The organism is Chitinophaga sp. YR573 (genome assembly GCF_900110995.1).
Classification (GTDB): domain Bacteria; phylum Bacteroidota; class Bacteroidia; order Chitinophagales; family Chitinophagaceae; genus Chitinophaga.
In genome coordinates this window covers 787,956-804,687 of sequence record NZ_FOJF01000003.1, presented here as the reverse complement: position 1 = coordinate 804,687, position 16,732 = coordinate 787,956, and the positions used below count along the sequence as shown (strand labels likewise).

Annotated in this window: 12 protein-coding genes; 7 read left to right on the top strand and 5 right to left on the bottom strand. The window is 40.9% G+C overall.

Going from position 1 to position 16,732, the window contains the following annotated elements; genetic code table 11:
- Nucleotides 1–23 precede the first annotated feature (23 nt).
- From BMW86_RS29750 to BMW86_RS29735, 4 genes are all read right to left on the bottom strand, one after another.
- Nucleotides 24–2,369, bottom strand: coding sequence for a glycosyl hydrolase 115 family protein (locus tag BMW86_RS29750; RefSeq protein ID WP_089788252.1), 2,346 nt, complete (start codon nucleotides 2,367–2,369; stop codon nucleotides 24–26).
- A gap of 112 nt (nucleotides 2,370–2,481) precedes the next feature.
- Nucleotides 2,482–2,970, bottom strand: coding sequence for a cupin domain-containing protein (locus tag BMW86_RS29745; RefSeq protein ID WP_089787179.1), 489 nt, complete (start codon nucleotides 2,968–2,970; stop codon nucleotides 2,482–2,484).
- Between the two features lie 10 nt (nucleotides 2,971–2,980).
- The gene (locus BMW86_RS29740) at nucleotides 2,981–3,898 is read right to left on the bottom strand and encodes an alpha/beta fold hydrolase (protein ID WP_089787177.1); all 918 of its coding nucleotides are present in this window, start codon (nucleotides 3,896–3,898) and stop codon (nucleotides 2,981–2,983) included.
- A 10-nt stretch (nucleotides 3,899–3,908) separates the two neighbouring features.
- Nucleotides 3,909–4,688 (bottom strand): alpha/beta hydrolase, encoded by a 780-nt coding sequence (locus tag BMW86_RS29735; protein ID WP_089787175.1) that lies wholly within the window; start codon nucleotides 4,686–4,688, stop codon nucleotides 3,909–3,911.
- A 138-nt stretch (nucleotides 4,689–4,826) separates the two neighbouring features.
- Between BMW86_RS29735 and BMW86_RS29730 the strand changes: the two genes are divergently transcribed.
- Together BMW86_RS29730 and BMW86_RS29725 are read left to right on the top strand one after the other, a co-directional pair.
- Nucleotides 4,827–7,022 carry a tetratricopeptide repeat-containing sensor histidine kinase gene (locus BMW86_RS29730; protein ID WP_089787173.1) on the top strand — a complete coding sequence of 732 codons (2,196 nt, stop codon included), beginning with the start codon at nucleotides 4,827–4,829 and terminating at the stop codon, nucleotides 7,020–7,022.
- A 4-nt stretch (nucleotides 7,023–7,026) separates the two neighbouring features.
- Nucleotides 7,027–8,922 carry a sigma 54-interacting transcriptional regulator gene (locus BMW86_RS29725; RefSeq protein WP_089787172.1) on the top strand — a complete coding sequence of 632 codons (1,896 nt, stop codon included), beginning with the start codon at nucleotides 7,027–7,029 and terminating at the stop codon, nucleotides 8,920–8,922.
- A gap of 8 nt (nucleotides 8,923–8,930) precedes the next feature.
- Here the strand turns inward: BMW86_RS29725 and BMW86_RS29720 are convergent, their stop codons facing one another.
- Entirely contained in the window at nucleotides 8,931–9,461 is a 531-nt protein-coding gene (locus BMW86_RS29720) for a C40 family peptidase (protein WP_177189436.1), read from the bottom strand.
- Between the two features lie 63 nt (nucleotides 9,462–9,524).
- Between BMW86_RS29720 and BMW86_RS29715 the strand changes: the two genes are divergently transcribed.
- From BMW86_RS29715 to BMW86_RS29700, 5 genes are all read left to right on the top strand, one after another.
- On the top strand, nucleotides 9,525–10,769 hold the full coding sequence (locus BMW86_RS29715; RefSeq protein WP_089787168.1) for a DUF1028 domain-containing protein: 1,245 nt from the start codon (nucleotides 9,525–9,527) through the stop codon (nucleotides 10,767–10,769).
- Nucleotides 10,770–10,794: 25 nt separating this feature from the next.
- A complete protein-coding gene (locus BMW86_RS29710) occupies nucleotides 10,795–13,242 on the top strand; it encodes an alpha-L-rhamnosidase-related protein (protein ID WP_089787166.1) in 2,448 nt (815 codons plus the stop codon).
- A 2-nt stretch (nucleotides 13,243–13,244) separates the two neighbouring features.
- The gene (locus BMW86_RS29705; protein WP_089787164.1) at nucleotides 13,245–13,970 is read left to right on the top strand and encodes an SDR family NAD(P)-dependent oxidoreductase; all 726 of its coding nucleotides are present in this window, start codon (nucleotides 13,245–13,247) and stop codon (nucleotides 13,968–13,970) included.
- 14 nt (nucleotides 13,971–13,984) lie between these two features.
- Nucleotides 13,985–14,107, top strand: a complete 123-nt coding sequence (locus BMW86_RS33260) for a hypothetical protein (protein WP_255373041.1) — start codon at nucleotides 13,985–13,987, stop codon at nucleotides 14,105–14,107.
- A 216-nt stretch (nucleotides 14,108–14,323) separates the two neighbouring features.
- Entirely contained in the window at nucleotides 14,324–16,720 is a 2,397-nt protein-coding gene (locus BMW86_RS29700) for a discoidin domain-containing protein (protein ID WP_089787162.1), read from the top strand.
- Nucleotides 16,721–16,732 lie beyond the last annotated feature (12 nt).

Below are 16,732 nucleotides of genomic sequence, written 5' to 3'. Positions count from 1 at the left end.
ATATTATAAATTTTGTTAAAGTTCTACCATTGCACAATATCACTGACAACCAATCCCGGGTCCGGGAAATAAATGCGGACTGTCTTTTCCCCGCTGACATCACTGGTGTAGGCGCTTTCCCCTGCTGCATATCCTCTGAGGATATTTACTGACCAGGGTTTGGATTCCGCAACTGTTGCGATATCTATAAATACCGGCGTTGCATGATCAATTGAGATAGCATATCTTAATTTCATCCCAGGATACAGGGGAAAATCAGGTAAACATCTTACGGTTATTTTATTATCTCCCTTATGAAATAGCATTTTATACTCCACATAAGGAGTGTCTGTATATATTTTCATAGGCCAGACTGTAAGACCGCTGCTTTCAATACCCAGGCCTTCTATACTCTTTAGCTCTTTGCTTTTGTGTATATAGTTAACTGCGGGAGTTATTATCACGGATTGCTGTATCATTTCGGGCGTTGTTATTGTCTCCGGCGTCTGGAATATTTTAAGTCTTCGCGGTGCATCATCCATCATTCCATCCCATTTACCATTGGCAATTTCTTTATTATATTTTTCGGTAAGTATTTGTATGTTTTTAAATGCCTCATTTGATTTCCCCAATACTTTCTCATTCATGCTGCAGGCAGCTTCTACCGGATAACCTATTAATTCGAAATAAGCATCTGTTAAACGTGCGGGAATAAGTTTGCTTATAGCCTGTGATTTCGCAACAAGAGACTGATAATCTGCTAAACGTTTTTCTATCTCTTCACTAGTGTATTGAATTTTATCCAGGTGTTCAGGTTTTCCTGCAGCAGCCAGATGGTAATATTCTTTTTTAATATCACCAATAGGTTTAGCGAATTCTTTACCGAAAGTATTTTCCGCCCAGTATTCGGGGTAATGTGAAGCTTGCTCCGGCGTCCATTTATGAATGTCCCAGGCGAAGTCCATGGCAAACTGAAGTTCCATTTCGGCGGGTTTGATATCTCCTACATTGAAGACCCAGAGTCTTCTGGCGTTTAATTCGTAAGCTTTTGTGAGTTCATAACTGATAAGCGTTGGAGATATGGTAGAGAGCCATAGATAATCCTGGGGAGCCCCCCAGTAGGATAAGTGATAATAGACCCCACTGCCACCGCTTCTCTTTTGTTCCTGAGGGTTGGATAACTGGCGCATATATCCGAAGTTATCATCTGCCCATGCCAGTGTGATATCATCCGGTAAACGCATGTTTAATCTGTATAAATCTAATACCTCTTTATACGGACAAAAGATCTGAGGGATTTCACCGGCAGATTTTCCCAAACCATCACTTAACATTCTGCGTTGATCGGCGATCACCTGTTCCAGCAGCGTTTTCTTTTCTTCTTTGGAACCTGGGCCAGGCATGCTGCCATCATGTATCCCTCTCATGCCTACAGTGTAAACGGCTGGGTTATTCCTGGATTGTAATACCCGGTCGTTCCAGTATTTGTCTATCTGTTCTTTGTTTTTATCGTAACGCCATTCCCCTGCTGTTATGCCATATTCATTTTTAAAATTATGGTCCCATTCAAAGATGTTGTTTCTTAATAATGGTTCACAGTGGCTCGCTCCGAGGATGATATCGTATTTTCTGGCCAGTACCGGATTTTCCGGATAGTACCAGAATGCTTTTGTGCAGGGATGCATGGCAGGCCATAGATAATTAGCTTTCAGCCTTAACATAAGTTCGAATACTTTCTGATAGGTTCTCGGCCCGATGTCTTTTATAGTTGTATCCATATGTTTTGCGGCCCACGGATGTAATCCCCAGTCTTCATCATTAATGAATATCCCGCGGTATTTTACAGAAGGCGGACCTGTGATACTTTTGTTGCCTGTTACATATAGCTCATCCCTGTGTTCCGGGGTCACGTCTGCCCACCATACGAATGGGGATACTCCTATCATTTTCGAAAGCTCGAATACGCCGAAGGCGGTGCCTCTTGGATCACTGCCAAAGATGACCAGAGCCTGGTCAATTCCTTTCATCGGAGATGAAACCAGACTAATGGAAAATGTTTCCCATTGGTGTTGTATGTTACTGATCTGGATTTTTTTTAATCTTACCAGTTCGTCAATGATTTTAGATTTGCCAAGAGTGCCTACGATTACAGCGTATTTCTCATTCGTTATCTCTGCGCCCGTAACCTGTCTAATATCGCTTTTTAAGGCATCTACTGCGATGCTGACAACTTCTTCATCCTGTACATCAGAAATTATAGTAGCAGCTTTGCCGTTGGCTGCAAGGGGGAAACTATTGGCAGAAGCTTTAAATGTAATGCCGATAGGCTTCTGTTGGGCAAAAAGCTGGAATTGACAAAAGAGGGTTATCAGGATAAAGTTGATCTTCATGGAATTTTCATTGATAAGAACAAAGATCATTAAATTTAAAACGATATTTTTTATAAATACAAAACCCGCTGCTGGAGCGGGCTTTGCATTTGTTATCTACCTATATGAGAATTTAGTGTTTCTTAGGATCATCTGCCGCATTAACGTAGGTGACTCCTGAAGGGCCATAACCGGTGATCTCAACGATAACTGGTTCTTTGGTCATGGCGAAATGATTCTGATCAGCAACTTCTGAATACACGCTACCAGTGGGAAGCATTTTCAGTTTGCTTTTATCGAACTTGTCGCCATAACCGAAATACCAGGTGCCTGAAACTACCGTACCAACGCGTGCATCCGGATGAAGGTGAGCAGCGATTTGTGTATTGGCGGCTACTTTTAACAGGATGGTATAAAGACCTGCTTTGGAAGGATCTCCGAAAATAACTACCACCTGCACTGCTGATGAATTAGAGGAACCAGGAGCAGAAGGATCAGTTGCTTTTGTTGCAATGATTTCCTGTTGGGTCATCCGGAGCTGTCCACTGTGGGCTGCCTGCGCACGGGAGGATGATATATTGAATGCAGATATTATGAGCAACAAAAAAAGGAATGTTTTCATCAATGTGTTTTTATTTACTTATAAAGAAGTCCATTAATCCTTTCTGCACCTGATCCGTAGCCTCCTGTACAATCCAATGCCCCGCTCCCATAATTTTGGTTTCGGTTACATTTACAGCTACCACTTTTACATGATCCGCCAGGAAAGAGGCAGATTGATATTCTGCTCCCATTGCCAGGACAGGCATCTGCAGTTTATTCTTCATAAAAACATGATTATCCTCTGCATCCTGCGGGAAAGCGCCAAACCAATGGAAGCTGCCGGTAGTAGCTCCCGGAGTGGAATAAGCCCTGATAAATTCATTCGTCTCTTCCTTTGTAAAAGCATTGTTGATATGACCCACTACCGGCCAGAAATCAGTCAGGAATTCGCCTGCCTGTCCTTTTACAAGATCACCGGCAACAGGTCGGGCGAAAAAGCCAAACCACCACGCACGGCTAGAGAAATCTGACCATACGGGATCTATTCCTGGTAACAGGGCATCGAGTAATGCCAGCTTCTTAACTTCATTCCCGAATTGCGCTGCATAGGCATAAGCGACCATCAACCCTATATCATGTCCTACAAGATTGATATTGTGATAACCGAGTTTTGTAACTAATTCGTGGATATCTACTGCCATTGTTTTTTTATCGTATCCACCGGCAGGTTTGTCTGATTCTCCAACACCCCGGAGATCAGGAGCGATAACAGTGAAATGTTTTGATAACTCAGGAAGTAAGCGGTTCCACATGTACCAGTTCTGGCCAAATCCATGGATTAGTACCAGGGGTTCGCCCTTTCCACCAATCACGTAATGAATCTTTACACCGTTTACCACTGCTGTTGCACTTTTGAAGTTAGCGGGTGGAGATGCAGGGGTAACAGCTGCTGTAACAGTTAGCACCATAAAAAAAGAAGCTACTAACAATAAATGTTTGGGTATCATATATTTAGTTTTAAACGATTTTAGATTTGATCCATGCCAGTATATACTCCGCATCCTCCTGCCAGGTAGGCTGCCCTAATACAAAATGATTACGCCCTTCGAATTCTTTATAGTCAGTTACCGAATTACTGTTCTTATACTTTTTATAATTGGAATAATTGAGAGAAGCAGGTATTGAGTGATCATCACTACCGGAAGTCAGCAATAAAGGCGCATGCGGGTTCTTAAAATTCACTTTCGCAGCATTACCAACAGTATCCCTTACAATCAGTTTTGACTCCGGTATGGCGTATTTATAATAGGATGCTGTTTGCTGTTCGGTAGTCATGCCGTTGGTAAAGGAGTAACACCATTGTTTGAAAGTCATCATATAAGATTTCTTCGTGGAAGTGAAGAAGCCCAGTGCCCCCCAGCCTGCTTTCAGAAAAGATAACTTCAATGTGAATATCCCTTTCGGCGGAACAGAATGTATCGCAACTCCTGCTATGCCCAGCCCACGTTGCAATAAAAGCTGCACAATGAGACCGCCAATAGAATGACCAATCAGTATAGGCTTTTCCGGTAACTGCCTGACTATCTCCGCATAATAATCAGTGAGATCCTGCAACCTGTTAGATGCTATTGCAGCATCAGGCTGACGGTTTCTAAGCTCCTCTGCCGGGGCATTCTTATGCGGCCATGGAGGCGCCATGGTAGTATATCCGCTGGCTTCAAAATATGTCCTCCACTCATCCCAGCAATTACTGCTTACAAAAGCACCTGTAATAAAGAGAATTTTGTTGTTTTCCATTGCTTATAATAGCCAAACGAAAGGCCAAACAAATAATCTACTAACTATCAAGTAATTACAACAAATACATTATATGATATACTGTTTTATTTCGCGGTTGTACGATTGAAACCACGAAATAAAACGGTATATTTAGGTATGAAGAAATCGCTAAAGCTGCTGTTATATACCTTCCTGATGGCAGGAATTGTTATATCGGCCAAAGCGCAGCAGGATACTTCCCGCGTGAATGTATTACTGCAACTAAGCGATCAGTACTTCCTTAAAGACAACAGGAAAAAAAGTGATCTGGACAGTGCCACGTTATATGTACTGGCTGCCCTGAAACTCAGTAATACACTGTTTTATCAGAAAGGGATCGGTAACAGTTATGAACAGTTGTCCAAAATCGTGCATGTAAATGGAGACAGCACCAAAGGCAGATATTTTTCCAGTAAAGCAATAGATATCTTCAAAGCGAATAACTACCTGATGGAACTGGGTGATGCCTATTTCGATCTGGCAGGGTATTATTCATTTTCAGGGAATGGCCTTACGGAAAGAATTCATGCAATGAAGTTGTCCCTGAACGCATTTCAGAAAGCGAAAAGCCGGAAAAAAGAAGCAGATATATTTAAAGAGCTGGGAGATTTATACCAGATACAGGGGGATTTTTCAAAATCACTGGAATCACTTAAACAGGCTTTAAAAATATACCAGCAGATAGGTTACTTACGATTGATGGGTGTATATGATTTACTGGGATTTGTATCTACTGCCTCAGGAGATCAGAAAGAAGGGATCAGATATGGTCTGCTGGCGCTTCAGACAGCAGAGATGGTAGGAGATTCCAGTAAACAGATCTGTACTATTTATAACCGTCTTGGTATCACTTATCTTAATCTGAATGAGTTTGATAAAGCCAATACCTATTTCCAGAAAGCCTTATCTGTAGCGAAGAAATATAAAGATAATAATGCTGTTCATGAATTAGCTTTTAATATTACGCATGTATTACTAAGACAGGGGAAAACAATAGATGCCCTGCATTTTCTCCACGAAATTGAAAAAGAATATAACGCAGAAGATGTTATCAGCCGGATAAGAATAGTTTCGGGTTTTACTGCTATCTATGCAAAACTTAACAACTATGCAGTAGCACAAAAATACTGCACACAGTTATTGAACATATCTGAGAAGTATGAATTGAACAGTGAAGAAAACAGTCTGTTATATGGTGCTGTTATCCCTGTTTTGCTGGCTACACATAAATATCCCGAAACACGTAAATACCTGAAGCTCACGGAGAAAACCGGTTTACTGATGAATTTAGCCCTTAACCATTTATGGTGGTTCAAACTGGATTCCACCCAGGGTAATTATATCTCTGCTATCGCTCATTATCAGTTCTATAAAACATTAAATGATTCCCTGTTTAATGAATCAAAGAGCAGGCAGGTGAGTCAGTTGGAAATCGTGTATAATATTGAGCAGAAAGATAAGGACCTGGCCTTTAAAGAACAGAATATTCAGTTGCTTACAAAACAGGCACAGTTGCAGAATAGCCGGTTACGTGCAAGCAGGGTAATTAAAAATTTCACACTGTCGGGAATTGTTTTGTTACTGATTATTATCATCCTGTTGTATAAACATACGCAGCACCGGGCCAGGAGTCATAAATTATTACAGGCACAGCAGGTAGAGATCCAAAAGAAAAATGCTTCTCTGGAAGATCTCATTAAAGAAAAAGACTGGCTGGTGAAAGAGATTCATCATAGGGTAAAAAATAACTTTCATATGGTGATTGGTTTACTGGGAACTCAATCCGGTTATCTGAAAACAGAAGAAGCATTAATGGCTATCAGTGATAGTCAGCACAGGATACATGCGATGTCGCTGATACATCAGAAATTATATCAGTCGGATAATCTATCTGCCATTAATATACCTGATTATATACATGAACTGGTAGATTATCTCAGGGATAGTTTTAATATCCGGCAGGCTATCCAGTTCAAACTATATATAGATCGTATTGAACTGGATTTATCACATTGTATCCCTCTTGGACTGATATTAAATGAGGCGATTACAAATGCCATTAAATATGCTTTTCCGGATAGCAGGGAAGGAATTATTACTATTTCATTGTCACAGGTATCGGAGCATAAAATATTATTGACGATAACGGATAATGGTGTTGGTTTACCTGCAGCGTTTGATATACATGCACGAAACTCTATGGGAATGAATCTTATGCAGGGCTTAAGTGAGGACATGGATGGGGATTTTAATATTTTTAATCATGATGGAACATCTATCAGTATTGCATTTGATCTTACATTAACAAACTAAATTTATGAAAGAGAAAATATTGATCGTCGAAGATCAGTTTGTGGAAGCTGATTATCTCAGGTTAATACTGGTGAAGGCGGGCTATGAAGTTATTGGCATCGCACGTTCTGTGGTAAAGGCACAGGAGATCATGAAACAAACAACACCTGATTTAGTATTACTGGATATCTTCCTGAAAGGAAAACTAACAGGGATAGATCTTGCACGACAATTGAAGAATGAAAATATTGCTTTCGTATATCTGTCTGCTAATTCAAACGAAGAAGTGCTGATGGCGGCAAAAGCAACCCAGCCTTCCGGTTTCCTGGTAAAGCCATTCCGGGAAAAAGACCTGTTGGTTACCCTGGAAATTGCGCAGTATCGTCATGATCATCTCCAGGAATCTGCATTGAATAAAGAATCAACGCTGCAGCAGCAACTGACCAAAATTATCTCGGAGCACAAAGGCTGGGAACAGAAACTCGCTGAAATAGGAAAGGCATTCCAGTCGCATATCCCTTTTGATTTTATACTGGCAGGATTTAATTCTATTGAGGATATTGGATTTCTGCGTATAGGATATGATCAGTACCAGACAATACGAATCAAAGAGTTATTGACCATTACAGGTCTGACAATGGCTGATGTGATAAATTTATCCGCCGCTACTGTTATCGATAATACTCCCATCTGGTATAATGATGATGCCTTTGAGAAAATCTGTAAACAACCCTCTTTAAAAAAGCTCATTGCCAGTACTTTTCAGATGAGATCTCATCTCTCATTTCCCTTACATCTGCCTGACGGAACATTCTTTCACTTCTCTTTTTACAGCCGCCGTCCTGATACTTATCATGCAGATCATATTTCTTTATTCAGGCGACTGGAGCAGATCCTGATTGCTGATATCAGTGATAGAAAAGAGGCAGTACATAATACCATAGTTAAAAACACCGAAATAACAAACATAAAAGCGTTTGAAGGGATCATCGGAAAAAGCCATCTCCTGCTGAATGTATTTGATCACATCATACAGGTGGCTCCGGCAGATACTTCTGTGCTTATTATGGGTGAGACTGGTACAGGAAAAGAGAGAATCGCTGATTGTATACACCAGTTATCTCCCAGGCAGGGGCAACCATTTATTAAAATAAACTGCGCGGCATTACCTGCTTCATTAATAGAGTCGGAATTATTTGGTCATGAGAAGGGAGCTTTTACGGGCGCCATAGAAAAGAGAACAGGGAAATTTGAACAGGCGGATAAAGGAACGATATTCCTTGATGAAATAGGAGAAATGCCGCTGGAATTACAGGTAAAACTATTACGTGTATTACAGGAGAAAGAGATCGAACGTTTAGGATCGAATACCCCTATAAAAGTAGATGTACGTATCATTACGGCAACGAACCGTAATTTAGAGAAAGAAGTAGCCGAAGGGCGATTCCGGCTGGATTTATATTATCGGCTGAACGTTTTCCCCATAGTGTTACCTGCATTAAGGGAGCGTACGGAAGATATTCCTGCACTGGCATATCATTTCATGAATTATTATAATCGTAAGACGGGAAAGAAAATCACGGGCTTGTCTGATAAGATCTTAAAGAATATGATGGCTTATCATTGGCCTGGCAATATTCGTGAACTGGAACATGTAATAGAAAGAAGTGTATTGCTTACAAGTGGAACCACTATAGAAGATGCGCTGATACCTGTCTCCCGGAAAACGGAAACTGTTGTTGAAGAAGTACGTATGAAGACGATCCATGAGAATGAACGGGATTATATTATCACGGTTTTAAAAAAATGCAATGGAAGGATATGGGGAGCCGGGGCCGCAGCTGAAGTACTGAATATTCCTCCTTCCACCTTGAAATCAAAGATGAAAAAACTGGGGATTAAGAAGGAATATATAGCCTGATTATAACTTTATTCAAACACCCTGATTACCTTCATGAATCTTCCCATATAATAAGGGTTGAGCGTTGTTTCCGTTACACCATAGGCTTTCCCGGAAGTAGAATGTATGAAAACGATGCTATCACCGGTGTGAGTAATGATACCCATATGGCCTACTGTTCTGATAGTGCTATCAGTACCAGTAAAAAGAATCAGGTCGCCGGGTTTTGAGAGGCTGAGATTGATGGGTATTCCTTTATCGGTAAAGTCCACAGAGGTCCTTGGCACTTCTATACCGAAATGGTTGAAGACGTAAGTGATGAACCCGGAACAGTCGAATCCTGCTGCCGGATCAGTAGACGCATATTTGTAAGGGATGCCTTTCAGTGTTTGGGAGTATGCGATAAGCTTTGACGGGTCCGTATTGCCTGTTTGGATATCTGTGGTGTCCGTTCTGATAGTATCAATAGTTTCAGATATACTGGAATCAATAGGAATGGCCATTCTTTCCTCAGGAATACCTCCGCAGGATAATAAAACCGGAAGTAATAAACATAACATAAGGTTTTCGCACATATTTAAAATTAGTGAAATATTTAGGCTTTTTATTTAAAACTTTATCCTATGAGAAGGAAACTACTGACATCCCTTTTATTGTTACCTGTCTTTTGTCATGCACAAAATCTGCCAAGTCTGTTGCTGAACCGCAATATTAATTCCACCTTCAGCATTACAGCCTATGATCCGCAGGCAAAGGAATGGGGTATCGCAGTTGCCACCAATAACATATATGTGGGTAATTCCACCTGTTATATCACCCCTGGTATAGGCGCTTTTTCCTGTATTGCAGAAACGGAACCTCAATATGCGATCAATGGTTTTCAGCAGTTAGCACAGGGCAAAACCATTCAGGAAGCCATCCTGTTCACTAAACAATCAGATATGGATGCTGATACCCGCCAGGTCTCAGGTATCGATAGCAGCGGCCATGTATTTGCTTTTACCGGGTCTTCGCTTAAATACTGGAAAGGCAGCGCTGCCGACCTTTCCGGGAAATATTACGTGGTGATGGGCAACCAGTTAGCCCCCAATGTACTCCATGATATGGCGGATGCCTTTGAACATAGCGAAGGTACACTGGCGGAAAGACTGCTAAAAAGCCTGATAGCCGGTGAAAATGCAGGCGGCCAGATAAGTGGTAAGCAATCCGCAGCATTACTCGTTAAAGGCACTAAAAATGAGTGGTTTAACCAGATTGACCTGCGGGTCGACCATTCCCGCGACCCTTTTGGCGATCTCCAACGATTGTTAAACTATCATTACGGCCGTATTACACTCAATCAGGCTTTCTACGCAATAGAACAACGGAATAAGGAACGCGGGGAAACATTGCTGAAAAAAGCCATTGTACAAACGAATGGCTGGTATGGAATATATCCAAAAATCGCCAAGGCCTGGCTTTATCTGGGACAGGAACAAAAAGCAATCGCTGTTATCAAAGCCGCTATCAAAGGTGAACCTGCATGGAAACAAAACCTCTCTGCTTTTTACTGTTTATACTATGATACTTATATCAGTAAGCTTTACCCGGTAAAGGAGTTTACGGTCATCGACTGGAACAATGCTATCAGCATGATGATCGACCTTAATCGTTTATCAGAAAGTATAACACTGGCAGGAGAAATAACTGCAAAATACCCGGCCTCCTCCTATACCTGGTATCTTGAGGCAAAAGCCTGCTTAAAGATGAGAAATCCTGATGCCGCAAAAACAGCCAATAACCAGGCTTTAAAACTGGATCCGGAGAATGCCGATGCCATCAAACTCCAAAAGGAGATTAACAATCCTGAAAAAAGATCCGATATTTGACCTTTAACAAACCCTATTGCTGGTTATGAAGAAATGGTTCCTTTTACTTATCATGTTTCCTGTTCTGTGTTTAGCCCAGCCCGTTATAAAAAACGATATACTAAACAGGCAGATCCTGTTTGGTAATGAAAAAATGCAGATGACGCTTGATTATAATAAAAAGGCCATTATCTCTTCATTGGTGTTGAATGGCCAGCAGGTACTTGATCCCGCAGGTATTTATTCATTCATTAAAACAGATAAGAAAACTTATTCTACACTGCAGCTTTCTTCTTATCCTCTGGTACAACTCCGTGATAATGTAATAACATGCAATATCCAATATGGTGATAAAATATTCGAAACATGGAAGTTTACAGTAACGGCAAAGGATATCAAATTTGATATTGATAGAAAAATGTCAAATAATATAACAGCAGAAGAAGTGGGATTACCTCTCTTTATGTTCAAAAGCATTAATACCTGGGAAGGCGCCTATCAGGGATATGGCGGACTTGCCTGGTTTTATCTTTTTAATAAGTCGTCCGATACTTATGGTGTTCACAGCAACTCTTCTGATTTCTGGAATAGTAAGACCAACAATGGTTTAAGCGTTATTGTTAATGAGCCTGGTGCAATAATGAGTTACAGTCGTGTTGATGATAAACTTTCATACAGCATCGCTTTATCCGCTGGCCGGCTGCGCTATGATTCGGGTACTAACCGCAGGCGATATATCCGCGACAGAACAGATGTCTGGGCACCTGTTAATGTAGGATCTGGTCACAAAAGCATTACACTTTCTTATTTCAACTTTAACGATAAATATGGGCGTGGCAAATTCGTTGGGATTAATGGCGATCAGGTAAGTGCTGTATTAAATACGATTGCAAGAATAGGCGTTATTGATAAAGAACATTTTGGAGGAAACAGCTGGCATACCCCCTATGGGCCAATCTGTTTGCACGAACAATATATAGCCCAGATGGGACTGGCCATTAATGATCAAAAATATTTAAACGGTTATCAGCAATGCCTGGATTATTACAGGGATAATGCGATTAAACCGGATGGAAGAGTATGGTCCAGATGGGCTTATACGAATGAAGACATGATGCCGGGAGAAGTGACAGATAAAGGTTTTTACGAAGCGCAATGGGGATATTTACTGGATGCTAATCCGGATTTTGTTGCTAATGTAGCAGAATTATATGACCAGACCGGCGATAAGGCATGGGTGAAGACACATCAGCTATCCTGTGAAAAAGCCCTTGACTGGCTACTGAAAAGAGATACTAATAATAATGGATTAGTAGAAATGATCAATGATAATCATACTGAGAAAAAGAGCAGTGACTGGATAGATATCATCTGGGCATCTTATGAAAATGCCTTTGTAAATGCAAAACTATATCATGCTTTAACCCTATGGGCAGATATTGAGCAACAGCTGGGAAATACAGAGAAAGCTTATTATTATCAGCAGTTTGCAGCAAAGCTGAAAGCCAGTTTTAACAAGCCTGTTAGTGAAGGCGGATTCTGGGATGGTAACAAATCATGCTATATTCACTGGCGGGATAAAGACGGTTCTGTTCATGGAAATAACATGGTAACACCCGTAAATTTCATGGCCATAGGTTATGGTATTTGTGATAATAAATTAAGGACAAAAACTATTTTAGATACGATAGAATATCAGATGCAAAAAGAACAGTTATTCTTCTGGCCTATTTGCATGTATAGTTATAATAAGGGCGAAGGTAATGACTGGCAATTCCCTTTCCCTAATTACGAAAACGGAGATCTGTTTTTATCCTGGGGGGCCCTGGGCGTAAAAGCCTATGCATCTTACAAACCCGAACTTGCATTAAAATATGTAAAGAATGTATTGGCACAATATGCGAAAGATGGTCTTGCTTTTCAGCGGTATGGACGTGTGAACCAGGATGGATTGGGAGATGATATTCTTTCCGGGAATAGTCTTTCCGTTGTTGGTTTGTATCAGGCGATTTATGGAATAAATCCTTTGTATAACAGGTTTTATCTTAATCCACATATTACACAACAGTTATCAGGTACGCAGTTAAAATATAATTTCAGGGGACAGGTATTATTGATAGATCTTGCTATGAATAAGTATGCTATATCTGATGGACGGTTTAAGATAGTTAGTGAAAGAGATTTTGGTTTTTATGGTTCAGATAATGAGTTGTTATATTTTAATGGTAATAATGGCACAGCTTCTATGAAAGTTGAAACTACGGGTACACTCGCGTTGGAAATAAAAAACTTTTCCCAGGATAATATGTTGTGGAGCCAGTCTTCCACTGGTTTAAATAAATATCTGATTAATGATCTGAAAGGTGATAATTATTATACTATTTCTGTGAATAAACAAATCCTGAAACGGATGAAGAGTACTGCTGATGGCAGTATAACATTTGACTATAAGACGAGTAAGATCACAGATGTTATTGCGATAGAAAATAAGTAAAAATGCAAAGTAAAACCGTTCTCCTGCTTGGTGCCAACTCAGACGTAGCTAAAGCAGCCATTATACAATATGCAGCTAAAGGCTACCGTATCCTTGCGGCTTCCCGCAGTACGGACGAGCTGCATACTTTTGTGCAGCAGCATGTACCTCAGAAAGAACTGGTTACTATTCTTTACTTTGATGCCGTTGATTTTGACAGTCATGAAAACTTTTACCAACAACTACCTGAAAAGCCACATATCGTCGTATATGCGGCCGGGTATCTGAAGAATAATGAAGAAGCTCTGCTTGATTTTAAAGGGAGTTTCAGGATGATGCAGGTACATTATGCAGGGGCGGTATCTATCCTTAATATTGTTGCGATGGATAAAGATAATAACCGGTTAGAAAGGATTATCGGCCTGTCCTCTTTATCAGGAGTAAGAGGCAGGAAGAGCAACTTTATTTATGGCAGTACCAAATCTGCATTTACACAGTACCTTGCCGGGTTAAGACAATATCTTTTTGCCAGACATATTAAAGTGAATGTGATTGTAGCAGGTTATATACGCAGTAAGATGACAGCAGGACTAAACCTGCCGGAATCTTTAATGCTGGAGCCTGCTTTCATAGCCAGCGCAGTCGTGAACGCAGGAAATACATTTACCATTGTCCCTGGTCTTAAATGGAAACTGATCTATACTATTTTAAAACTGATGCCGGAAAAACTGGTAGCAAAACTTCCCTAAATTACCTGGCAAGAATGATGAAACTGGCGGGCCACAAGAAAACTTTCCTCTATGAATTTGATGTTTTTGCTCATGGTGAAATGCCTGGTCCTGGCTTTTTATTGATGCTAAAGCAGTTAGGAACTTTCTGGAAATAAGATAAATTTTATATTGCAGTTATTCAGATTAAATGTATTTTTATATTTATATTAATATAAGGTAATGTTACCTTATTCACGTTAAGTAACTCATTCTCAAAATAACCGATTGAAAACCTATGATTCAGGATTGTAACGCAATCTTAACCCGGCTATATTACAGCCTCTCAAAATAGCACCTTACACCCTTAACATAATCATTAAAACAAAGCTAGTATGCAAAAAATCAAATGGATTTTTCTTCTTGCCCTCGTTATGCTCTCGAGGGTCTCTTTCGGGCAATTGTCGTGCTACAACATCGTGGGATATTATCCCTCCTGGGTAGCCGGTGGCAATTATTACATTAATGCGCCATCGAAAATTGATTACAGCAAATACACGCATATCTGTTATGCATTTGCTATCCCTGGCACTGATGGTAAAATTGGATCTGTTGATGGTGGTTCCACACTAACAGACCTCGTTACCAGAGCTCATGCCAATAACGTTAAAGTGCTTTTATCAATAGGCGGATGGCTGGACTCCTCACCCAGCAACACTCCTTTTGAAACAATTGCAAGCAGTACCACTTCCATCAATAACCTGGCCACTGCCTGTGGCAACCTGGTTACTCAGTATAACCTGGATGGTATTGACCTGGATTGGGAATATCCCACAACAAAAGCCAGATGGAATAGCCTGGCTACTGCTCTTGGTACCAAGTTGCATGGAATGGGTAAACTGTTTACTGCTGCCGTATCTGAAAGCGCGAGCAACAACGGTGATCACTATGATGATGTTACCATGTTAGACCTCGTGAACATTATGTGTTACGGGGATAATAACCTGGCCAGCAGCTCTATTTCCTACTGGACTTCCCGCGGTGTTCCTCAAAGCAAAAGAATGCTGGGTGTTCCGTTTTATAGTTCTGATAATACCACAGCAGAACATGTATGGAAATCCAACCTTGCTAAAACAACTGCAGGTGGGATCATGATCTGGGATATTGCATCAGAATATGGTGATATCAATTCTATTTATAACACTTTGGGATCTGTTTGTAAAGGTGGCACACCGGTCCCTCAGAACCTCGCATCCGGCAAACCGGTTACCGCTTCTTCTCTTGAAGCAACTACCACTACAAGTGTAGTAGCTTCTAATGTTACAGATGGTAACTATTCCACACGCTGGTCTTCTGCTTTCGCTGATCCACAATGGGTGTATGTGGATCTGGGTGCTACTTATGATATTAACGAAGTGAAGATTACCTGGGAAGCTGCTTATGCTACCGCTTACCAGATACAGGTATCAACCGATGCTTCTACCTGGACTACCGTAAAATCTGTTACAGGTAATACGACGCTGACCAACGATAACACCGGGCTGACTGCCTCCGGTCGTTATGTGAGAATTTATGGTACAGCAAGAGCGACTGCCTATGGTTATTCTATTTACGAACTGGAAGTATATGGTGCTGCACCACAGACTCCTTATGGTGGAACAGCATGGCCTATCCCTGGAAAAATAGAAGCTGAAAATTATGATAATGGCGGAGAAGGTGCTGCTTATCATGATTTAACGGCGACTAATACACAAGGCCAGTATCGTACTACTGAAGGCGTAGACATAGAAGGTACTACAGAAGGCGGATATGATGTAGGTGAGATTCAGGCTGGCGAATGGCTGGAATATACTGTAAACATTGCCAATGCAGGTGCCTACACATTACAGGCCAGAGTAGCTGCTATTGCTGCGGGAAAAACATTCCATATTGAAATGGGTGGCCAGAATATCTCCGGCACTATCACCGTACCAAATACCGGTGCATGGCAGACATTTGCTACCGTGAGCGTTACTACACCTGTATTAACTGCTGGTACAAAAGTAATGCGCGTAGTAATGGATGCTGCATCCTTTAACTTCAACTGGTTCAGCTTCTCTCCGGTATCTCAGAATATAGCGCTTAACAAAACCATTACAGCTTCTTCTGTAGAAACTACCGGTTTTGAAGCGTATAAAGCCTTTGATGGTGACGCAACTACTACCCGCTGGTCTTCTGCTTATACAGATAACGAATGGATAGAAGTTGATCTTGGTACTGCTCAGAATATTTCAAGAGTAGTACTGAAATGGGAAGTGGCATATGCGACTTCTTATCGTATAGAAACTTCTACTGATAACAGCACCTGGACTGCCCAAAAAACAGTAACCGCTGGTGTTGGAGGTACAGAGGATCTTAGTTTCCCTGCCGTGAGCGCCCGTTATGTAAGAATGTATAGCGTGAAGAGAGCAACTGTATATGGTGTTTCTCTGTGGGAATTTGAAGTGTATGCAGATGCCGCTTCAGCTGCAAAGAAAAGTGCAACTATCGCATTTACTCCTGCTACAAAAGACAATGAAACACCGCTTTCAATAGGTGTTTGGCCTAATCCGGCTACAAATTTCCTTACAGTTCAGACAAAAGGTTTGAAAGGCAAATCTGTTTTGAAAGTTTACAGCATTACCGGTCAGCAGATCTATAACTCAATTGTTACAGGTCCGGCTACCCAGGTGCAGATAGATATTTCTAAATGGACTAAGGGTATTTACATTATTTCTCTGGATAATGTGCGGAAGAAAGTGGTGGTAGAATAAATTTTGAACAGC